Annotated in this window: 25 protein-coding genes; 19 read left to right on the plus strand and 6 right to left on the minus strand. The window is 38.7% G+C overall.

Annotated features, from left to right (window positions below):
* Positions 1-6: 6 nt before the first annotated feature.
* From ABEA36_RS08745 to fmt, 4 genes are all read right to left on the minus strand, one after another.
* The gene (locus tag ABEA36_RS08745; protein WP_345491161.1) at positions 7-669 is read right to left on the minus strand and encodes a hypothetical protein; all 663 of its coding nucleotides are present in this window, start codon (positions 667-669) and stop codon (positions 7-9) included.
* 100 nt (positions 670-769) lie between these two features.
* On the minus strand, positions 770-2,062 hold the full coding sequence (rsmB, locus tag ABEA36_RS08750; protein WP_345491163.1) for a 16S rRNA (cytosine(967)-C(5))-methyltransferase RsmB: 1,293 nt from the start codon (positions 2,060-2,062) through the stop codon (positions 770-772).
* A 77-nt stretch (positions 2,063-2,139) separates the two neighbouring features.
* Positions 2,140-3,453 (minus strand): Na+/H+ antiporter family protein, encoded by a 1,314-nt coding sequence (locus ABEA36_RS08755; RefSeq protein WP_345491165.1) that lies wholly within the window; start codon positions 3,451-3,453, stop codon positions 2,140-2,142.
* A 273-nt stretch (positions 3,454-3,726) separates the two neighbouring features.
* Positions 3,727-4,686, minus strand: a complete 960-nt coding sequence (gene fmt, locus ABEA36_RS08760; RefSeq protein WP_345491167.1) for a methionyl-tRNA formyltransferase — start codon at positions 4,684-4,686, stop codon at positions 3,727-3,729.
* 85 nt (positions 4,687-4,771) lie between these two features.
* On the opposite strand from fmt, the gene ABEA36_RS08765 reads away from it, so the two are divergent.
* The gene (locus ABEA36_RS08765) at positions 4,772-5,260 is read left to right on the plus strand and encodes a hypothetical protein (RefSeq protein WP_345491169.1); all 489 of its coding nucleotides are present in this window, start codon (positions 4,772-4,774) and stop codon (positions 5,258-5,260) included.
* A 3-nt stretch (positions 5,261-5,263) separates the two neighbouring features.
* On the opposite strand, the gene ABEA36_RS08770 is transcribed toward ABEA36_RS08765, so the two are convergent.
* The gene (locus tag ABEA36_RS08770) at positions 5,264-7,129 is read right to left on the minus strand and encodes an SLC13 family permease (protein ID WP_345491360.1); all 1,866 of its coding nucleotides are present in this window, start codon (positions 7,127-7,129) and stop codon (positions 5,264-5,266) included.
* Positions 7,130-7,261: 132 nt separating this feature from the next.
* Positions 7,262-8,572 carry a phosphoethanolamine transferase gene (locus tag ABEA36_RS08775; protein WP_345491171.1) on the minus strand — a complete coding sequence of 437 codons (1,311 nt, stop codon included), beginning with the start codon at positions 8,570-8,572 and terminating at the stop codon, positions 7,262-7,264.
* A 666-nt stretch (positions 8,573-9,238) separates the two neighbouring features.
* Between ABEA36_RS08775 and ABEA36_RS08780 the strand changes: the two genes are divergently transcribed.
* The 18 genes from ABEA36_RS08780 (at position 9,239) to rplF (ending at position 17,560) form a co-directional block, all read left to right on the plus strand.
* Positions 9,239-9,616, plus strand: coding sequence for a hypothetical protein (locus ABEA36_RS08780; protein WP_345491173.1), 378 nt, complete (start codon positions 9,239-9,241; stop codon positions 9,614-9,616).
* Positions 9,617-9,860: 244 nt separating this feature from the next.
* Positions 9,861-10,172 (plus strand): 30S ribosomal protein S10, encoded by a 312-nt coding sequence (gene rpsJ / locus ABEA36_RS08785; protein WP_001181005.1) that lies wholly within the window; start codon positions 9,861-9,863, stop codon positions 10,170-10,172.
* A gap of 33 nt (positions 10,173-10,205) precedes the next feature.
* Complete coding sequence (gene rplC / locus ABEA36_RS08790) at positions 10,206-10,832, plus strand: 50S ribosomal protein L3 (protein WP_345491186.1); 627 nt, start codon at positions 10,206-10,208, stop codon at positions 10,830-10,832.
* Positions 10,833-10,848: 16 nt separating this feature from the next.
* Positions 10,849-11,466 carry a 50S ribosomal protein L4 gene (gene rplD / locus ABEA36_RS08795; protein WP_345491188.1) on the plus strand — a complete coding sequence of 206 codons (618 nt, stop codon included), beginning with the start codon at positions 10,849-10,851 and terminating at the stop codon, positions 11,464-11,466.
* A complete protein-coding gene (rplW, locus tag ABEA36_RS08800; RefSeq protein WP_345491190.1) occupies positions 11,463-11,765 on the plus strand; it encodes a 50S ribosomal protein L23 in 303 nt (100 codons plus the stop codon). Before rplD ends, rplW begins: the two co-directional genes overlap by 4 nt.
* A gap of 18 nt (positions 11,766-11,783) precedes the next feature.
* Positions 11,784-12,608, plus strand: a complete 825-nt coding sequence (gene rplB / locus ABEA36_RS08805) for a 50S ribosomal protein L2 (RefSeq protein ID WP_345491192.1) — start codon at positions 11,784-11,786, stop codon at positions 12,606-12,608.
* 18 nt (positions 12,609-12,626) lie between these two features.
* Positions 12,627-12,905, plus strand: coding sequence for a 30S ribosomal protein S19 (gene rpsS, locus ABEA36_RS08810; RefSeq protein WP_345491194.1), 279 nt, complete (start codon positions 12,627-12,629; stop codon positions 12,903-12,905).
* 13 nt (positions 12,906-12,918) lie between these two features.
* Positions 12,919-13,251 (plus strand): 50S ribosomal protein L22, encoded by a 333-nt coding sequence (rplV, locus tag ABEA36_RS08815; RefSeq protein ID WP_345491196.1) that lies wholly within the window; start codon positions 12,919-12,921, stop codon positions 13,249-13,251.
* 15 nt (positions 13,252-13,266) lie between these two features.
* Complete coding sequence (rpsC, locus tag ABEA36_RS08820) at positions 13,267-13,968, plus strand: 30S ribosomal protein S3 (protein WP_345491198.1); 702 nt, start codon at positions 13,267-13,269, stop codon at positions 13,966-13,968.
* 12 nt (positions 13,969-13,980) lie between these two features.
* Entirely contained in the window at positions 13,981-14,391 is a 411-nt protein-coding gene (gene rplP / locus ABEA36_RS08825; RefSeq protein WP_039103321.1) for a 50S ribosomal protein L16, read from the plus strand.
* Positions 14,392-14,583 carry a 50S ribosomal protein L29 gene (gene rpmC, locus ABEA36_RS08830; protein WP_121145069.1) on the plus strand — a complete coding sequence of 64 codons (192 nt, stop codon included), beginning with the start codon at positions 14,392-14,394 and terminating at the stop codon, positions 14,581-14,583.
* On the plus strand, positions 14,583-14,837 hold the full coding sequence (rpsQ, locus tag ABEA36_RS08835) for a 30S ribosomal protein S17 (protein ID WP_345491204.1): 255 nt from the start codon (positions 14,583-14,585) through the stop codon (positions 14,835-14,837). The genes rpmC and rpsQ overlap by 1 nt, the downstream gene beginning before the upstream one ends.
* Positions 14,838-15,035: 198 nt before the next feature.
* Positions 15,036-15,407, plus strand: coding sequence for a 50S ribosomal protein L14 (gene rplN, locus ABEA36_RS08840; protein ID WP_025314392.1), 372 nt, complete (start codon positions 15,036-15,038; stop codon positions 15,405-15,407).
* 10 nt (positions 15,408-15,417) lie between these two features.
* Positions 15,418-15,732: a 50S ribosomal protein L24 gene (gene rplX / locus ABEA36_RS08845; RefSeq protein ID WP_345491217.1), complete on the plus strand. Its 315-nt coding sequence runs from the start codon at positions 15,418-15,420 to the stop codon at positions 15,730-15,732.
* A 13-nt stretch (positions 15,733-15,745) separates the two neighbouring features.
* A complete protein-coding gene (gene rplE / locus ABEA36_RS08850) occupies positions 15,746-16,285 on the plus strand; it encodes a 50S ribosomal protein L5 (protein WP_039103328.1) in 540 nt (179 codons plus the stop codon).
* Positions 16,286-16,299: 14 nt separating this feature from the next.
* The gene (rpsN, locus tag ABEA36_RS08855) at positions 16,300-16,605 is read left to right on the plus strand and encodes a 30S ribosomal protein S14 (protein ID WP_345491221.1); all 306 of its coding nucleotides are present in this window, start codon (positions 16,300-16,302) and stop codon (positions 16,603-16,605) included.
* A 17-nt stretch (positions 16,606-16,622) separates the two neighbouring features.
* Positions 16,623-17,015: a 30S ribosomal protein S8 gene (rpsH, locus tag ABEA36_RS08860; protein ID WP_345491223.1), complete on the plus strand. Its 393-nt coding sequence runs from the start codon at positions 16,623-16,625 to the stop codon at positions 17,013-17,015.
* Positions 17,016-17,026: 11 nt separating this feature from the next.
* On the plus strand, positions 17,027-17,560 hold the full coding sequence (rplF, locus tag ABEA36_RS08865) for a 50S ribosomal protein L6 (protein ID WP_345491225.1): 534 nt from the start codon (positions 17,027-17,029) through the stop codon (positions 17,558-17,560).
* Positions 17,561-17,568 lie beyond the last annotated feature (8 nt).

Here is a 17,568-nt window from a genome sequence, read left to right on the forward strand (position 1 = left end):
CGCGACTTATTCTATATTCACTTTCATTTTATTATTATTCACATATTGTATTATCGCAACAATAATCAATAGTGGCAGTAAGCACTCGAGGTATTCTTCTTGCGGTAGCTGAATAGCAATAAGCCAAGTTGGTGCCATCCAGCCTGTAATTTCATGAACCATATTGACAGAGCGATCAATCAGTTTAGACATAATCAATACTATAAAAAAGATAAAAAGAGTCACAGCATAGTTTTGCCCCTGTTTGAGATCAGATAACCAACGTTTAGCAGAATGGCGAATGAGTGTATACAGTGCAAAAATTAAAAATAGTAAGATCAATGCAGCTAAAATTTTATGGCATACAGTTGATTGATCCGTCAACCAGAATTTAATTTTTAGCATGCTCATGCCAAAAATTTTATGTAAATCCGCCTCTCTTGCTAGCATTGCTAACATTAAAATGGCAATTGCTATTCTTGAGGGTAAACGAATAATCTTGAGTGGATAGCATAAGGCAAATAGGGCGGCAACTAAGTAAAACAGCAATGTTAAGGTTTCAATAAAACCACCTTCATCAACAAAGCGAAATAAAACATCATAATCTAATAAAAAACTACTGAGTAAGGCTAATAAGCAGGTCAGTAGTGTAATAGATAAGCTAAAATAGCGGTGTGATAATAAGTTCATAATAGACTTAATAAAATTGGTTTTCAGCAAATATTACCATTCATTGAAAGCCTATTCATTATACTCAATATAGAACACGCATCAAAAGCGCATAAATTGTTTAATTTTTTTGTAATTTGGCATAAAAGAATCCATCACCGCCTTTCTCTGTCGGTAAGAACTGCATGGTATCACCAATGAGTTTTGCATCAGTTTGATGCAGTAAAAAGCGTGAAATTTGTGCAGTATTTTCATTCGGTAAAATGGAACATGTCGCATAAACTAAAATGCCATTTGGTTTTAAATAAGGCCAAATTTGGTTTAAAATTTGATATTGCAATTTTGCTAATTCATCAATATCACTATCACGTCTTAGCCATTTAATATCGGGATGACGGCGAATAACCCCAGTAGCTGAACATGGTGCATCTAATAAAATACGGTCAAATTGCTGGCCATCACACCATTCTTCTGGTTTGGTTCCATCACCTACTTTGACTGTGGCATGGAGTCTCAAGCGAGATAAATTTTCATTGATGCGTTTAACGCGTTGTGGGTCAATATCTACCGCCAGTACCGCTGCTTGTGGCGCAATTTCTAAGATGTGCGTTGTTTTCCCACCAGGTGCAGCACATAAATCTAGAATGGTTTCCCCATTTTGTGGTGCGAGTAAATAGGCCGCATACTGTGCAGAGAGATCTTGCACGGTTACAGAGCCTTGCTCAAATTCTGGTAGCTTATTTACCGGTACAGGATCGACTAAACAGATAGCGCTTGTCAAGTTTTGGTCACTTATCGATTCAATACTATTTTGGTGTAATAAATGTCGATATTGTTCTGTCGTATGATGTTGTTGATTAACCCGCAGCCACATTGGTGGGCGTTGATTATTTGCATCAATAATCATTGGCCAATTTTGCGGATATGCTTCTTTGATACGTTTAACAAACCAATTCGGGTGTAATTGTATATTACCCTGTTGTTCAAATTGTGTCTTTAATGGTGTTTGTTGTCTCAAAAATGAACGTAATACGCCATTTACAACCCCTTTTAGTTGTGGTTTTTTGAAACTCAAAACGGCATTAACGGTTTCGCTTGCCACTGCATGGTGTGGAATTCTGGTGTACACGATTTGATAAATACCAACGAGTAATACATAATGAATTTGACGGTTTTTACCGGTAAAGACTTTGTCCATTAATGACTGGACATAAAACTCCAATTCAGGCAACACTCGCATTACGCCAAAGCTAATTTCTTGCATTAAAGCTCGATCTTTATCTGCGACTTGCTTACTGTAAGTTATCATTGCAGTACTTAATGAATTGCCTTTTTCGATAACATCAAAAATGATTTGAGCACAAAGCGCTCGGAGATTATATGATGTGGTACGCGATGTCGTTTGTGATGTCATTGGATTTTTATCTTAGTCGTGAATAGAAATAAGCATAACCTAATCGATTATGCTGTAAAGTTTTTTATTTAGGGTCATTATAAAATGAGCGATCCTAACCAACCAGCAAAAAAGAGTGGTACATTAAAATGTAAGAAGGTTGGAATCACACTATCTCGGATGTGGTCATGTTGCCCATCAGCATTAAGTCCAGCAGTTGTTGCTAATATAGTGTCAGAAGGGGGGGAACCTGCATCACCAATTGCGCCCGATGCGCCAATTAAACATACGGTCGCCATCGGTGAAAAACCTAGCTGAACACAAAGCGGAACATAGATTGCGGCGATAACTGGTATGGTTGAAAATGAAGAACCGATACCCAAAGTAATGATTAAACCAATCAACATCATCATAAACGCTGCGACGATCTTATTACCCGCAAATAATGTCGAACTCTGTATAACTAAAGGTTCGATTTCATGTGTTGCTTTTAAGACTTCGGCGAACCCTTGAGCTGAAATCATGACAAAGCCAATCATTGCCATCATTTTTATCCCATCAGTAAATACGCCATCGGCCTCACCCCATTTTATCGTGCCAGAGCCAATAAAACAGATAAATCCTACCAATGCACCAAGAATCATTGAACCTGTTGATAGTTGAACAAGAAAAGAGAGAATAATTGCCAACAGAGAGACAATAAGTGCTTTTTTACTAATAACAAGGGGTTGATTTTGAAAGTTATTATGGTGGATAAGCTCATATTGTCTTGGTTTACGATAACTTACAAAAATTGCCCATAATAATCCTACGAACATACCAAACGCAGGGATCGCCATTGCATGCATGACATTAACATGACTCACATCCATGCCCGATGCCGTGATATTTTTTAATAAGATTTGATTTAAAAAGATATTACCAAACCCAACAGGTAAAAACATATAAGGTGTGACTAAACCAAACGTCATAATACAGGCAATCATCCGGCGGTTTAACTGTAAGCGTGACATGACATAAAGTAGTGGTGGGATTAATAATGGGATAAAAGCAATATGGATTGGAATAAGGTTTTGCGATGAAATACTGACTAACCCTATGACAATAATTAATGTCCACTTTATCCGTTGTTTTGCGCCACTTGAGCTGAGCTGTTTAATCGCTTTATCTGCTAACAGTTCAGGTAACCCTGATTTAGAAATTGCGACAGCAAAGGCGCCTAGCATTGCGTAAGATAGGGCAATATTTGCGCCATTGCTGATTCCATTATTAAATGCCGTTATGGTCTCGCTTAAACTTAAATGGCTACAGAGTCCACCGACAAAAGCACCAATAATCAGGCTAATTACAACATGGACTCGGCATAGCGATAAAATCAACATGCACATAACAGCAATCACAACAGCATTCATTCAAAGAACCTTTTATTCGGTTTATTTACATTCATCTAAAAATCGAGCACGCATTTTATGGGAGGAATGATGTGAGCGCAAATAAATGTCATCATAAAGGGGTATATTTGTGGATTTAGTTTTTTTATAAAGACCTGCTTAGCTCAAGCAGACATGGATTTGTCTGCCTTTACTTGATAACTCAATAGTTAATTAAAATTGATATCACTATGCTGATTATTTTTTTACACTATAATCATAGGTTATGATAAAAAAATAACGAAAAATACTTCTTTATAAGATACGTCCAACGGTAAACCAAGCTTTTCGAGAATTTAATATATCTTGTGCTGACATAGGTTTTTTACCCGCAGGTTGTAGCTGTGTTAAGTTTAAAATGCCCATTTTTGTCGCAATTTGAATACCTGACTTATCGGCTTGTAAAATTGTGCCCGGTATTTGGTTAGTGGCTTGTGCAATGACATTGCCTTGCCATACTTTAACTGGTTCACCTTCTATTTCAAAATAACTAACAGGCCAAGGATTGAACGCACGAATACAGCGTTCCAATTGTTCGGCAGACAAGTTCCAATCAAGTTTGGCTTCATGTTTCGATAATTTTTCAGCATAAGTGACAAGTGATTCATCTTGCTTTTGTGGTTGAGCGTGTCCTTTGCTAATTAAATCTAAGGTCTGTAATAAAGCATCTGGCCCCAATTTGGCAAGCTTATCGTACAGTGTTGCGCTTGTATCATCAGTCTCAATTTCACAGCTTGCTTTTAAAAGCATGTCACCTGTATCGAGGCCTGCATCCATTTGCATAATGGTCACGCCGGTTTGCTTGTCTCCTGCCCAACAAGCTCGTTGAATCGGAGCTGCGCCGCGCCAGCGCGGTAGCAGTGAGCCATGAACATTTAAACACCCGAGCTTTGGCATATCTAATACCGCTTGTGGTAAAATCAGGCCATAAGCAACGACAATCATAATGTCAGCATTAAGCTTTGCGATAGTATGTTGGTTTTCTTCTTTTTTTAATGTTTGTGGTTGATAAACGTCGATATTATGCTGTATTGCCAATTGTTTAACGGGACTTGCCGTTACTTTATTCCCGCGACCAGCAGGACGATCCGGTTGGGTGAACACCGCTATGACATCATGTGGTGAATCGATTAACGCTTGTAAATGTTTAGCCGCAAAATCAGGTGTGCCAGCGAAGATAATTTTTAATGGTTGATTGTTTGGTGTCAAGGACATGGTTATTCTCGCGATTTTTACTGAGTTAATATAATGGTAGTATAACGTAATTTATGACGCTAATCTTTATTAAAGGGTGGAAGGCATGAATTTATCCACAAAACCGCTATTTATTATTGGCTTGATACTTAATTTAATTGCTGGCAACGCTTTTTTTACCTATTTTGGTGTTCTTAATATGCAAACTTGGCATCAATGGGATAGCTCATTTTTAATCTCTGGCAGTATTTTTTCGTGCTTGTGCTCGCTCACCTTTTATATTGTCTTTTATAAAAGTAGGTATTATTTGCGCGGGGTAATTAGCTTATTTCTTATTTCGCTATTATGCTGCTTTATCATTACATTTTGCGGTGGTTTTTTTGTTGGTGTCGTAACCTATTTACAAACGAGTTCGGTGGAACTATTTAGCGTAGCTGATATAGGCATATTTTTGATGGTTAATGTCATATTTGGTATTGCGGCATGTTTCCTTTTTTGTTTTATTGTGATTCCTGTCGGTATTTTAAATGGCTTTTGGTTTTTGTTGATGCAACACGCTAAACGACGCGAGTTGGATGCTGTCGTTTCATCTTGATAACTAAAAAGGGAAAAATACGGGGACTAATAATAAGTCCACCAGTAAGACTAAAATTGTTAATGGAATACCGACTTTGACAAAGTCCATAAAACTATATCCTCCTGGTGCGACAATCATTGTTTTAACAGGGGATGAGACAGGGGTAATAAAAGATGCTGAAGTCGCGATAGCAACGGTCATTGCAAATGGATAAGGTGAATAACCAAAATCTAAGGCAATATTAATCGCGATGGGTGCAATTAAAATGGCGGTTGCGGTGTTGGTTAAAAATAGGCCAACAAACGAACACAGTAAAAAAATAAAGGTAAGAACAATATAAGGTCCATAACTATAGAGATGGCTTTTTAATAACTCGGAAACTAATGCTATCCCGCCCGTTTTGTTGAGCGCTAAGGCGAAAGGCATCATACCAATAATCAAAATTAAACTTGGCCAATGGATCGATTTATAAGCACTTGTCATATCAATGCAACGCGTGATGCCCATGAGCAAACAAGCTATCAGTGCCGCAACAACATTGGGGACAATGCCGCTAACCATCAAAACGATCATGATTGCTAAATTTATTAATGCCGGAATGGCTTGTGAACTAGCTGGTGCAACATCATCAATATCAGCAGGGAAATCTAACACAACAAAATCATTCGTTCGCGTTTGTAATTTACGAATCGATCCCCAGTCACCACATACTAATAACGTATCACTGACTTCCAGTTTCTCTTCAAATAAGTTGTCTGTCTCTAAAGCAGTATGGTTACGCCAGATACCAATTACCGTTAAAAAATACTGACTACGAAAATCAATTTCATTTAATGTTTTGCCATACAGGGATGATTCAGGAAGCAATGCGACCTCTGCCATACCGACTTCTTTAACCTGATCAGAGAAGTATTCACCTCTTAGGACTTTTGGCTCAAGTGAATTTGTAGTTAAAAATTGGCGATAATCAGCTTCTGAATGCGCAAAATCAAGAAGTAACACATCATTTTCAATAAACTCCGTTGCGCCATTAACAGGAATTAACACTTTACGAAATTTACGCCAACGTTCGATACCAATGACATTAACGCCTTGCTGACTACGCAAATGTAATGAGTTTAAGGTACGACCAATCAGTGGTGAGCCAGTCAAAATTTGTGCGCGATGGGCGCGGCCAGTCAATTTATAATCACGAATCAGATCGGTTATTTTTCGTCTTGATGGTGATTGCTGTGCTTGTTGCGCTTGTTTTGGCGAAATGAGCCAATTTCGACTAATAATGCAATAAATTAAACCAATCAATAAGACGCCGATGCCAATTGGGGTAATTGAGAAAAACCCAAATTCTGTAATATTGGCGCGTTCAAGTTCACTGTTGACCACCAAGTTAGGCGCTGTTGCAACTAACGTCATCATTCCACTAATGAGCGCTGCAATACACAGTGGCATCATCAACTTTTTAACGTGAATCCCCGAGCGCGATGCAATACTGATGACTACCGGAATAAAAATGGCGACAACTCCGGTTGAACTCATGACCGACCCAAGTAATGCAACACTGAGCATAATGAGCACAATGATTCTGATATCATTTTTACCCGCGATTTTTAGAATGTATTCGCTCATTTGGAAAGAGATGCCCGTTCGAACTAAACTTTCACCAATAATAAACAGCAAAGCAATCAGTACAATATTTGGATCACTAAAACCAGATAGCGCCTCTGTGGGGGATAATACACCAGTCATAATAATGGCGGTGATTGCTAAGATTGCAATGACATCCATTCTTATTTTACTAAAAGAAAAGAGAATAATGACAGCTAGCAAAAGCATGGACACCGTGATCAGTTGCCCATGCATAATTAATGTGTCAGGAAGTAAAGCCATAATATGATGATATAGCGTTTGTAATTGTTCTGTTAGCTTCACAACATGCTCTGATAACATAATTTAATGAAATATAAGTCAAAAATTCTATCATAACTATGATATGAAAATCGAATAATTTTCCATCATAGATTATTGTATATTTTTAATTTCACCTGTCTGTTGATTAATTTCAAGATAACCGCTGTCTCCTGTGAGTAAATTACCATTCACATAGCCTATTTTGCAATCGGACATTGGTCGATCATAACCCATTAAGGATATCAATAATGTTGATATTTGTTGGTGGTAAAGCACATTACATTTGTCTAATTGCTCTTTGATATTAGATTGAATGTGATAATTTGGTGAATAAATCAATGTTGGAACAGTATAGCTTGAAGCGGTAAATTGGCCATGATTAAATGTTTCATTGCTGACATTTTGACCATGATCAGAAGTAAAGACTAATATCCAATCATTTTTACCAGTACTATTTAAATAATCATAAATCGATTGCAATATTTGATCCGTTTTATGAATTGTGTTGTCATATTTATCAATAATTGTTTCTGTTCCAAAAACACGATCGTCATCATTAAGTAATGTGCCATAAGGTACGTGTGAACCTCGTTGGTGTAAAATGATAAAATTAGGCTGAGAACTATTTAAATTGACTTCTTTTAAATAATTGATCAAGTAGCTATCAGGCATATTGTCTGATTTTTTATAGCCAAGCTCAGTTGGAAACACCAATTTATCAATCCAACGTAGACCAATAATATTCATTATCATCATCTGATTTTCTGCTTGAGCAGAATAGAATTGGGTATTGTATCCCTGTTTTTTAGCAAGATAGAATAAGTTTGTTGTCCCTTTAGATATTTGTAGTGAGCCATTTGGTTTCTCTATTGCATTAAATAAAGTTGGTAACGAGATTGCTGTCATGACTGCGCCAGAAATTGTTGGTTTTATAACAGCTTGAGTGTTGTATTGATCCAAGTACGAAAGAAAAGGCGTAGTATCTCTATGATAGCCGAAAACACCCATATTATTAATATTTTGACTTTCACCAACGACAAAAATAATATTTTTAATTTTCGGTGGTGATTCTACATTCGGCTCATCAATTGAGTACGTTGGCACATCACTTAGGTCAATACAGTAATAAGGTATAATTCGCCCGATAAAATGACCCAGTGTAAAATAATTTGCTTTTAGGCGGCTATAATCAGGATTAGGTGAAATTCCGTGTTGTTGTGTTGTATAAAACGAGCGAACACAAATAAAAACCAATAACAGTATAAACACGGTATCAACTAATCTATAACCTTTTTTCGGCTTGATAACAAATGCTATCGAAGCAAACAGTAATGATTCTATTATCCCCCAGATTGTTGGAATGAACAATTTAGCGAGCATGCTATTACCTGCTGCACTGACTTCATCTAGCTCTATAAACATGAGTAGGTAATTTGTTGAATTTATCCAACTTTTATATACTTCGTAATGAATGTTGTTCGCTATAATACTTATGGTGAAAAATAGCCAAATAATGATTTTTGTAAAACGATATTTTACAAAAACCATAAATAACACAAATGATACATTGATTATATAGGCTTCAGATAAATGGCGAATGGTCGGTATATTGTAGATGTTTCGATAGAGATATTCACTAAGAAGAAAAATAGCCGCATAGCCAAAAATAAGGACGGTTTTTTTTATAATATTATGATAATTCACAGTCTATTCCATTAATTTTTTATATTAAAACAACTTATCCAAGATGCAAGCGAGGAATAATATACCAATAGAAATGAAAAACCAACTTGAATATGCCAATGCTTATTATCCATCTGGAGCTTTGATGTAACAGATGAATCAAGCATTCTTATTTCGAGTTTTAATATTTTTTATATCGCGGAATTATCAGTATAAAGAGATGCTTATAAAAAATAAGATAAAAAAACAGATTGATTCGGTACTGATTGTGGACTAATACTTTAGAACTTTGTGTTATCTATACAGTATAACTTTCTGTTGCGAAATGATTATTTTATTTCATAATATTTGGCACATAAATAAAATATTAGATAAGGATAGGTAGTCATTAAAAAAATCGTGATAGTGAGTTTTTTCGCAATACTGTTAGCTGGATGTAATACTATTGGACCTTTTGGTGAGACACAAAATATTTTAAAGGAAGAATACGTTAAGCCGAGCCCTCAAAAAATACAAACAAAAGTGACGGTAATACGTAGCGATCAGGTAGCACATTCACAATGTCCGATAAGATTTGTAATAAATGGTAATGAGGTCGCATATTTACCCGCTAATAAATACATAACAGTATATTTAGATAATGGCAGCTATTTATTTCAGGTTTTTAGTGGTTGTTTGTTAACAGGACGAAAATCATGGGATGTATTTGCTAATGGCGTAGAACAAGAATATTTTATTGAACATGGTTATTGGGGACAGCTAAGAGCTATACAGAACAAGTAACAATACAATTTGATAATCACGACAAAATTGAGAATTGTACTTGCACCGATAAATATTTTGCGTATAATAAGCTCCACTTTGCCCTTATTAGGCACTGTTATCGGTATTAATCACAACTTAATACCAATACAATACTCCCGATTTGGGGGTTACGATAAAGAACGGATTACACTCTCCTGTCAATCGAAACAGGATTTGAGGAGTAATCTTTTGTTATAACTTTTTATAATGGAGCTCTGGTCTCATGCAGAACCAAAGAATCCGAATCCGTCTAAAAGCATTCGATCATCGTTTGATTGATCAATCTACTGCGGAAATCGTTGAAACTGCGAAGCGCACAGGTGCGCAAGTTCGTGGTCCTATTCCATTACCGACGCGCAAAGAGCGTTTCACTGTATTGATTTCTCCACACGTCAACAAAGACGCGCGTGATCAATACGAGATTCGTACTCATAAACGTCTAGTCGATATCGTTGAACCAACTGAAAAAACAGTTGATGCTTTGATGCGTCTAGATCTTGCTGCTGGTGTTGACGTGCAGATCAGTTTAGGTTAGTCCTGAGCTGATAAGGATTGAGAGGTCGAAACAATGATTGGTTTAGTCGGTCGAAAAGTAGGAATGACACGAATCTTCACTGAAGAAGGTGTTTCTATTCCTGTTACCGTAATTGAAGTTGAAGCAAACCGCATTACTCAAGTTAAAACACTTGAAAATGACGGTTATCAAGCTGTACAGGTTACTACTGGTAGCAAAAAAGCTAGCCGTGTAAACAAACCTGATGCAGGTCATTTTGCTAAGGCTGGCGTTGAAGCTGGTCGTGGTCTATGGGAATTCCGTTTTGAAGATGGTGAATTCGCTGTAGGTCAAAGCATTAATGTCGATATTTTTACTGACGTTAAAAAAGTGGATGTTACTGGTACATCAAAAGGTAAAGGATTTGCTGGCGTGACAAAACGTTGGAATTTCCGTACTCAAGATGCTACTCATGGTAACTCTTTGGCACACCGTGGTCATGGCTCTATCGGTCAAAACCAAACTCCGGGTAAAGTGTTCAAAGGTCGTAAAATGGCAGGTCACCTAGGTAATGAACGTGTAACTGTTCAAAACTTAGATATTGTACGTGTAGATGCAGAACGTAACCTTTTATTAATTAAAGGTGCTGTACCTGGCGCAATCAATAGTGACGTTATTGTTAAACCAGCGATTAAAGCTTAACGTCGAGGAGAGTGAAATGGAATTAGTAGTTAAAGACGCGCAAGCGATCTCTGTTTCTGAAACTACCTTCGGACGTGATTTTAATGAAGCATTAGTTCATCAGGTTGTTGTTGCATATGCATCTGGAGCCCGTCAAGGAACTCGTGGTCAAAAAACTCGTGCAGAAGTTGCTGGTTCAGGCAAAAAGCCATGGCGTCAAAAAGGTACTGGTCGCGCTCGTTCAGGTTCTGTTAAGAGCCCAATCTGGCGTAGTGGTGGTGTTACATTCGCTGCTAAAAACCAAGACCATAGTCAAAAAGTTAACCGTAAAATGTATCGTGGTGCATTAAAGAGTATTTTCTCTGAATTAGTGCGTCAAGAGCGTTTAGTGGTTGTTGAGAAGTTCACTGTAGAAGCACCTAAGACTAAATTATTAACTCAGAAATTAAAAGATATGGATCTTAATGACGTATTGATTATTACTTCTGAAGTTGATGAGAATCTATTCTTAGCTTCACGTAATATCTACAAAGTAGACGTACGTGATGTTGCAGGTATTGATCCGGTTAGTTTAATTGCATTTGAAAAAGTTCTCATGACTGTTGATGCAGTGAAACAAGTTGAGGCTATGTTAGCAGAGGAGAAAGTAGCATGATTCGTGAAGAGCGTCTGCTTAAAGTCCTGCGTGCACCACATGTTTCTGAAAAAGCATCTCTTTCAATGGAGAAAGCAAACACATTAGTGTTAAAAGTTGCTAAAGATGCTACTAAGAAAGAGATTAAAGCCGCAGTTGAACAACTATTTGAAGTTAAGGTAAACGATGTGAATACTTTAGTTGTTAAAGGTAAAGTAAAACGTCGTGGTCAACAAATCGGTCGTCGAAGCGACTGGAAAAAAGCTTACGTCACTTTAGCGGAAGGTCAGAACTTAGACCTTGCGGGCGTCACTGAGTAATTCGGAGGAGTAAGAACAATGGCAGTTGTTAAGTGTAAACCTACATCTCCGGGTCGTCGCCACGTTGTTAAAGTGGTTAACCCAGAGTTGCATAAAGGCAAACCTTATGCACCATTGCTTGATTCAAAAAGCAAAACTGGTGGTCGCAATAATAATGGTCGTATTACTACTCGTCACATCGGCGGTGGTCATAAACAACATTATCGTATTGTTGACTTTAAACGAAATAAAGACGGTATTCCTGCAGTAGTTGAGCGTTTGGAGTATGATCCAAACCGTAGTGCGAATATTGCTTTAGTTTTATATAAAGACGGTGAACGTCGTTATATTTTAGCTCCAAAAGGCTTAAAAGCTGGAGATCAGATCCAATCTGGTGTTGATGCATCGATTAAAACAGGTAACTGTTTACCAATGCGTAACATCCCTGTTGGTTCTACCGTGCACAATGTTGAAATGAAAGCTGGCAAAGGCGGACAACTTGCTCGCTCAGCTGGTAGTTATGTTCAAATCGTTGCTCGTGATGGTTCATATGTCACTCTTCGTCTTCGTTCTGGCGAAATGCGTAAAGTATTAGCTGATTGCCGCGCTACCATTGGTGAAGTGGGTAATTCAGAACATATGCTTCGCGTATTAGGTAAAGCTGGTGCAAGCCGTTGGCGTGGTATTCGTCCTACTGTTCGTGGTACGGCGATGAACCCAGTAGATCACCCACATGGTGGTGGTGAAGGTCGTAACTTTGGTAAACATCCTGTGTCTCCATGGGGTCAAAAAGCCAAAGGATTGAAAACGCGTAGCAACAAGCGTACTGATAAGTACATTGTTCGTCATCGCAATAAAAAATAATTAAATAGAGGATTAGCTATGCCACGTTCTCTCAAGAAGGGTCCTTTTATTGACCTACACTTGCTGAAGAAGGTAGAGAAAGCGGTGGAAAGCGGTGACAAGAAGCCTTTGCGCACTTGGTCCCGTCGTTCAACGGTCTTTCCTAACATGATCGGTTTGACCATCGCTGTCCATAATGGTCGTCAGCACGTTCCAGTTTATGTTACCGACGAAATGGTTGGTCATAAATTGGGTGAATTCGCGCCGACTCGTACTTATCGCGGTCACGCAGCAGATAAGAAAGCTAAGAAGAAATAAGTAGGAGAAAGAGATGGAAACAATTGCAAAATATCGCCACGCTCGTTCTTCTGCGCAAAAAGTTCGCTTAGTTGCAGATCTTGTTCGCGGTAAGAGTGTGTCGCAAGCACTTGATATTTTAACGTACACCAATAAAAAAGCGGCTGTATTAGTTAAAAAAGTATTGGAGTCTGCTATTGCTAATGCAGAGCATAACGATGGTGCTGATATTGATGATCTGAAAGTTGCGAAAATTTTCGTAGATGAAGGCCCTAGTATGAAGCGAATTATGCCTCGTGCTAAAGGTCGTGCAGATCGAATTTTGAAGCGTACGAGTCACATTACTGTGATCGTGTCTGATCGCTAGGTCTGGAGAATAGCAATGGGTCAAAAAGTAAATCCAAATGGTATCCGATTAGGTATTGTCAAACCTTGGACATCTACCTGGTATGCAGGTACCAAAGAATTCGCTGATAACTTAGATGGCGATTTTAAAGTTCGTCAATTCTTAAATAAAGAATTAGCGCAAGCGTCAATCTCGAAAATCGTGATCGAACGTCCAGCTAAGAGCATCCGTGTGACTATTCATACTGCTCGTCCTGGTATCGTAATCGGTAAAAAAGGTGAAGACGTAGAAAAATTACGTAATGCCGTAGCTAGCATTGCAGGTGTACCTGCACAAATTAATATTGCTGAAGTTCGTAAACCTGAACTTGATGCAAAATTAGTTGCTGACAGCATCACTGCACAATTAGAACGTCGTGTGATGTTCCGTCGTGCAATGAAACGTGCTGTACAAAATGCGATGAAAGCTGGTGCTAAAGGTATTAAAGTTGAAGTGAGTGGCCGTTTAGGCGGAGCTGAAATTGCTCGCAGCGAGTGGTATCGTGAAGGTCGTGTACCGTTACATACTCTACGTGCTGACATTGACTATGGACTTTCTGAAGCACTAACTACTTATGGTATTATTGGTGTAAAAGTGTGGATCTTCAAAGGTGAGATCCTTGGTGGTATGGCTGCCGTTGAACAAGCAGAGAAACCTGCTGCTCAACCGAAAAAGCAGCGTAAAGGCCGGAAACAATAAGGAGCGTCGCTGATGTTACAACCAAAGCGTACAAAATTCCGTAAAATGCATAAGGGTCGCAATCGCGGTCTAGCTGCAGGTGCCGATATTAGCTTCGGAACTTTCGGTCTTAAGGCTGTAGGTCGTGGTCGTTTGACTGCGCGCCAGATCGAAGCGGCACGTCGTGCAATGACTCGTGCAGTTAAACGTCAAGGTAAAATCTGGATTCGTGTTTTCCCTGATAAACCAATTACTGAAAAACCACTTGAAGTGCGTATGGGTAAAGGTAAGGGTAACGTAGAATACTGGGTTGCACTGATTCAACCAGGTAAAGTCCTCTATGAAATGGATGGTGTACCGGAAGAAGTTGCTCGTGAAGCATTTGCGTTGGCAGCAGCAAAACTGCCGATTAAAACCACCTTTGTGATTAAGACGGTGATGTAAATGAAAGCAAAAGAGCTACGCGAAAAAAGCGTTGAAGAGTTAAATACTGAACTTCTAAACTTATTACGTGAACAATTTAACTTACGTATGCAGTTAGCAGGCGGTCAGTTACAACAAACTCATTTAGTTAAGCAAGTGCGTCGTGATATCGCACGAGTAAAAACGTTATTAACTGAGAAGGCGGGTGCGTAATGACTACTAATGTTCGTACTCAGCAAGGTCGTGTAATTAGTGACAAAATGGATAAGTCTATTACTGTTGCTATTGAACGTAAAGTGAAACACCCGTTATACGGTAAATTCATCAAACGTACGACTAAATTGCATGTACATGATGAGAATAATGAGTGTGGTATTGGTGATACTGTTGAAATTAAAGAGTGTCGTCCTTTATCTAAGACTAAGTCTTGGACTCTAGTTCGAATCGTTGAAAAAGCAGTTATTTAGTCTATTTGATTAAAAATTGCACATAATATAATAAACGGCTTGAAAAAGCCGTTTATTTTATACTACCCATTTTATTTGAGTGGTGTTATACTATGCGCCCTCACGTAAGTGGGATTTTTTGGTTGTCTATTCTTATCCATGGTAGTTGAGGTGGATGAAGGTAGATTAGACAATAATTTATTGATACGGAGCATTAAAATGATCCAAGAACAGACTAGGCTTGATGTTGCTGATAACTCTGGCGCACGTAGCGTAATGTGTATCAAGGTTCTGGGTGGATCGCACCGTCGTTATGCAGCGGTAGGTGATATCATCAAAGTTACCATTAAAGAAGCAATTCCACGTGGTAAAGTTAAGAAAGGTGATGTACTGAAAGCTGTTGTGGTGCGTACTAGAAAAGGGGTTCGTCGCCCTGATGGATCTGTCATTCGTTTCGATCGTAACGCTTGTGTTATTTTAAATAATAACAGCGAGCAACCGATTGGTACGCGTATTTTTGGACCGGTCACTCGTGAACTTCGTTCTGAGAAGTTTATGAAGATCATCTCATTAGCACCAGAAGTACTGTAAGGAGCGGGTAATGGCAGCGAAAATCCGTCGAGAAGATGAAGTTATCGTGTTAACTGGTAAAGATAAAGGTAAACGCGGTAAAGTAAAAAGTGTTTTGTCTACTGGCAAAGTGATTGTTGAAGGTATTAACTTGGTGAAAAAACACCAAAAACCAGTACCAGCATTAAATCAAGATGGTGGAATTGTTGAGAAAGAAGCAGCTATTAATGTTTCTAACGTGGCAATTTACAACAATGCTACAGGCAAAGCTGATCGCGTAGGCTTTCGTATGGAAGATGGCAAAAAAGTCCGCTTCTATAAGTCTACTAATGAAATAATTAAGTAATTTGGAGTGTACGATGGCGAAACTGCATGATTACTACAATGCACAGGTAGTAAATAAACTGCAAGAACAGTTTGGCTACAAATCTGTCATGCAAGTCCCTCGGATCGAAAAGATCACCTTGAATATGGGTGTGGGTGAAGCAATTACTGATAAGAAATTATTAGATAATGCGGTTGCAGATTTAGCTGCAATCAGTGGTCAAAAACCACTTGTCACTAAAGCACGCAAATCAGTTGCTGGTTTTAAAATCCGTCAAGGGTATCCTATTGGTTGTAAAGTGACTCTACGTGGCGAGCGTATGTGGGAGTTCTTTGAGCGTTTAGTCTATATTGCATTACCTCGTACTCGAGATTTCCGTGGTTTAAGCGCGAAATCTTTTGACGGTCGTGGTAATTACAGTATGGGTATTCGTGAGCAGATCGTTTTCCCTGAAATCGACTACGATAAAGTTGATCGTGTTCGTGGTTTAGATATTACTATCACCACTACAGCACAATCAGATGAAGAAGGCCGTGCATTATTGTCAGCCTTTAACTTCCCATTTCGTAAGTAAGGTAGGGTAAACTAATGGCTAAACAATCAATGATTGAGCGTGATAAAAAACGCGTAAAGCTAGCAAATAGATACTTTGCAAAGCGTCAAGAATTAAAAGCGATTATTTCTTCTGTTGATGCAACAGACGAAGATCGTTGGAATGCGGTGCTTAAACTGCAAACGCTTCCTCGAGATTCTAGTCCATCACGTCAACGTAACCGTTGTCGTCAAACGGGTCGTCCACATGGCGTCCTTCGTAAGTTTGGTCTAAGCCGTATTAAGGTTCGTGAAGCTGCTATGCGCGGCGAAATCCCGGGTCTTAAAAAGGCAAGTTGGTAATCAGAGGAGTGTTATAGATGAGCATGCAAGATCCTATCGCAGATATGTTGACCCGAGTTCGTAATGGTCAAGCTGCGAACAAAGTTGCGGTCACCATGCCTTCCTCTAAGTTAAAAGTGGCTATTGCCAACGTGCTAAAAGAAGAAGGTTATATTGAAGACTACAAAATTATAGGCGACACTAAACCTGAATTGGAAATTACTTTAAAATATTTCCAAGGTAAGGCAGTCGTAGAAACTATTAAACGTGTTAGCCGTCCTGGTTTACGTATTTATAAACGTAAAGACGAATTACCAAAAGTAATGGCAGGATTAGGTATCGCGGTTATTTCTACTTCTAAAGGTGTTATGACTGATCGAGCAGCACGCCAAGCAGGTCTTGGTGGTGAAATTATCTGCTACGTAGCGTAAGGGAGAAAAAAATGTCTCGTGTTGCTAAAGCACCTGTCGTTGTTCCTGCTGGCGTAGAGGTAAAACTCAACGGTCAGGAAATTACGATTAAAGGTAAAAATGGCGAGTTATCTCGTTCAATTAACAACGCTGTTGTAATTAGTCAAGAAGATGGTGTAATTAAATTTGCTCCACGTGAAGGCGCTGCTGATGCTTGGGCTCAAGCAGGTACAGCTAGAGCATTGATTAATTCAATGGTGATTGGTGTTACTGAAGGATTTACTAAAAAACTTCAGCTCGTTGGTGTTGGTTATCGTGCACAGCTTAAAGGTAATGCTGTTGGTTTATCTCTTGGGTTTTCACACCCGATTGAACACAAATTACCTGCAGGTGTGACCGCTGAATGTCCTACTCAAACTGAAATCATCCTGAAAAGTGCTGATAAACAGTTAATCGGACAAGTAGCAGCAGATATCCGCTCTTATCGTCGTCCTGAACCTTATAAAGGTAAAGGTGTTCGTTACGCAGACGAAGTCGTGCGTACTAAAGAAGCTAAGAAGAAGTAAGGTAACAC

The organism is Orbus sasakiae, assembly GCF_039542345.1.
In the GTDB taxonomy this organism is placed as follows: domain Bacteria; phylum Pseudomonadota; class Gammaproteobacteria; order Enterobacterales; family Orbaceae; genus Orbus; species Orbus sasakiae.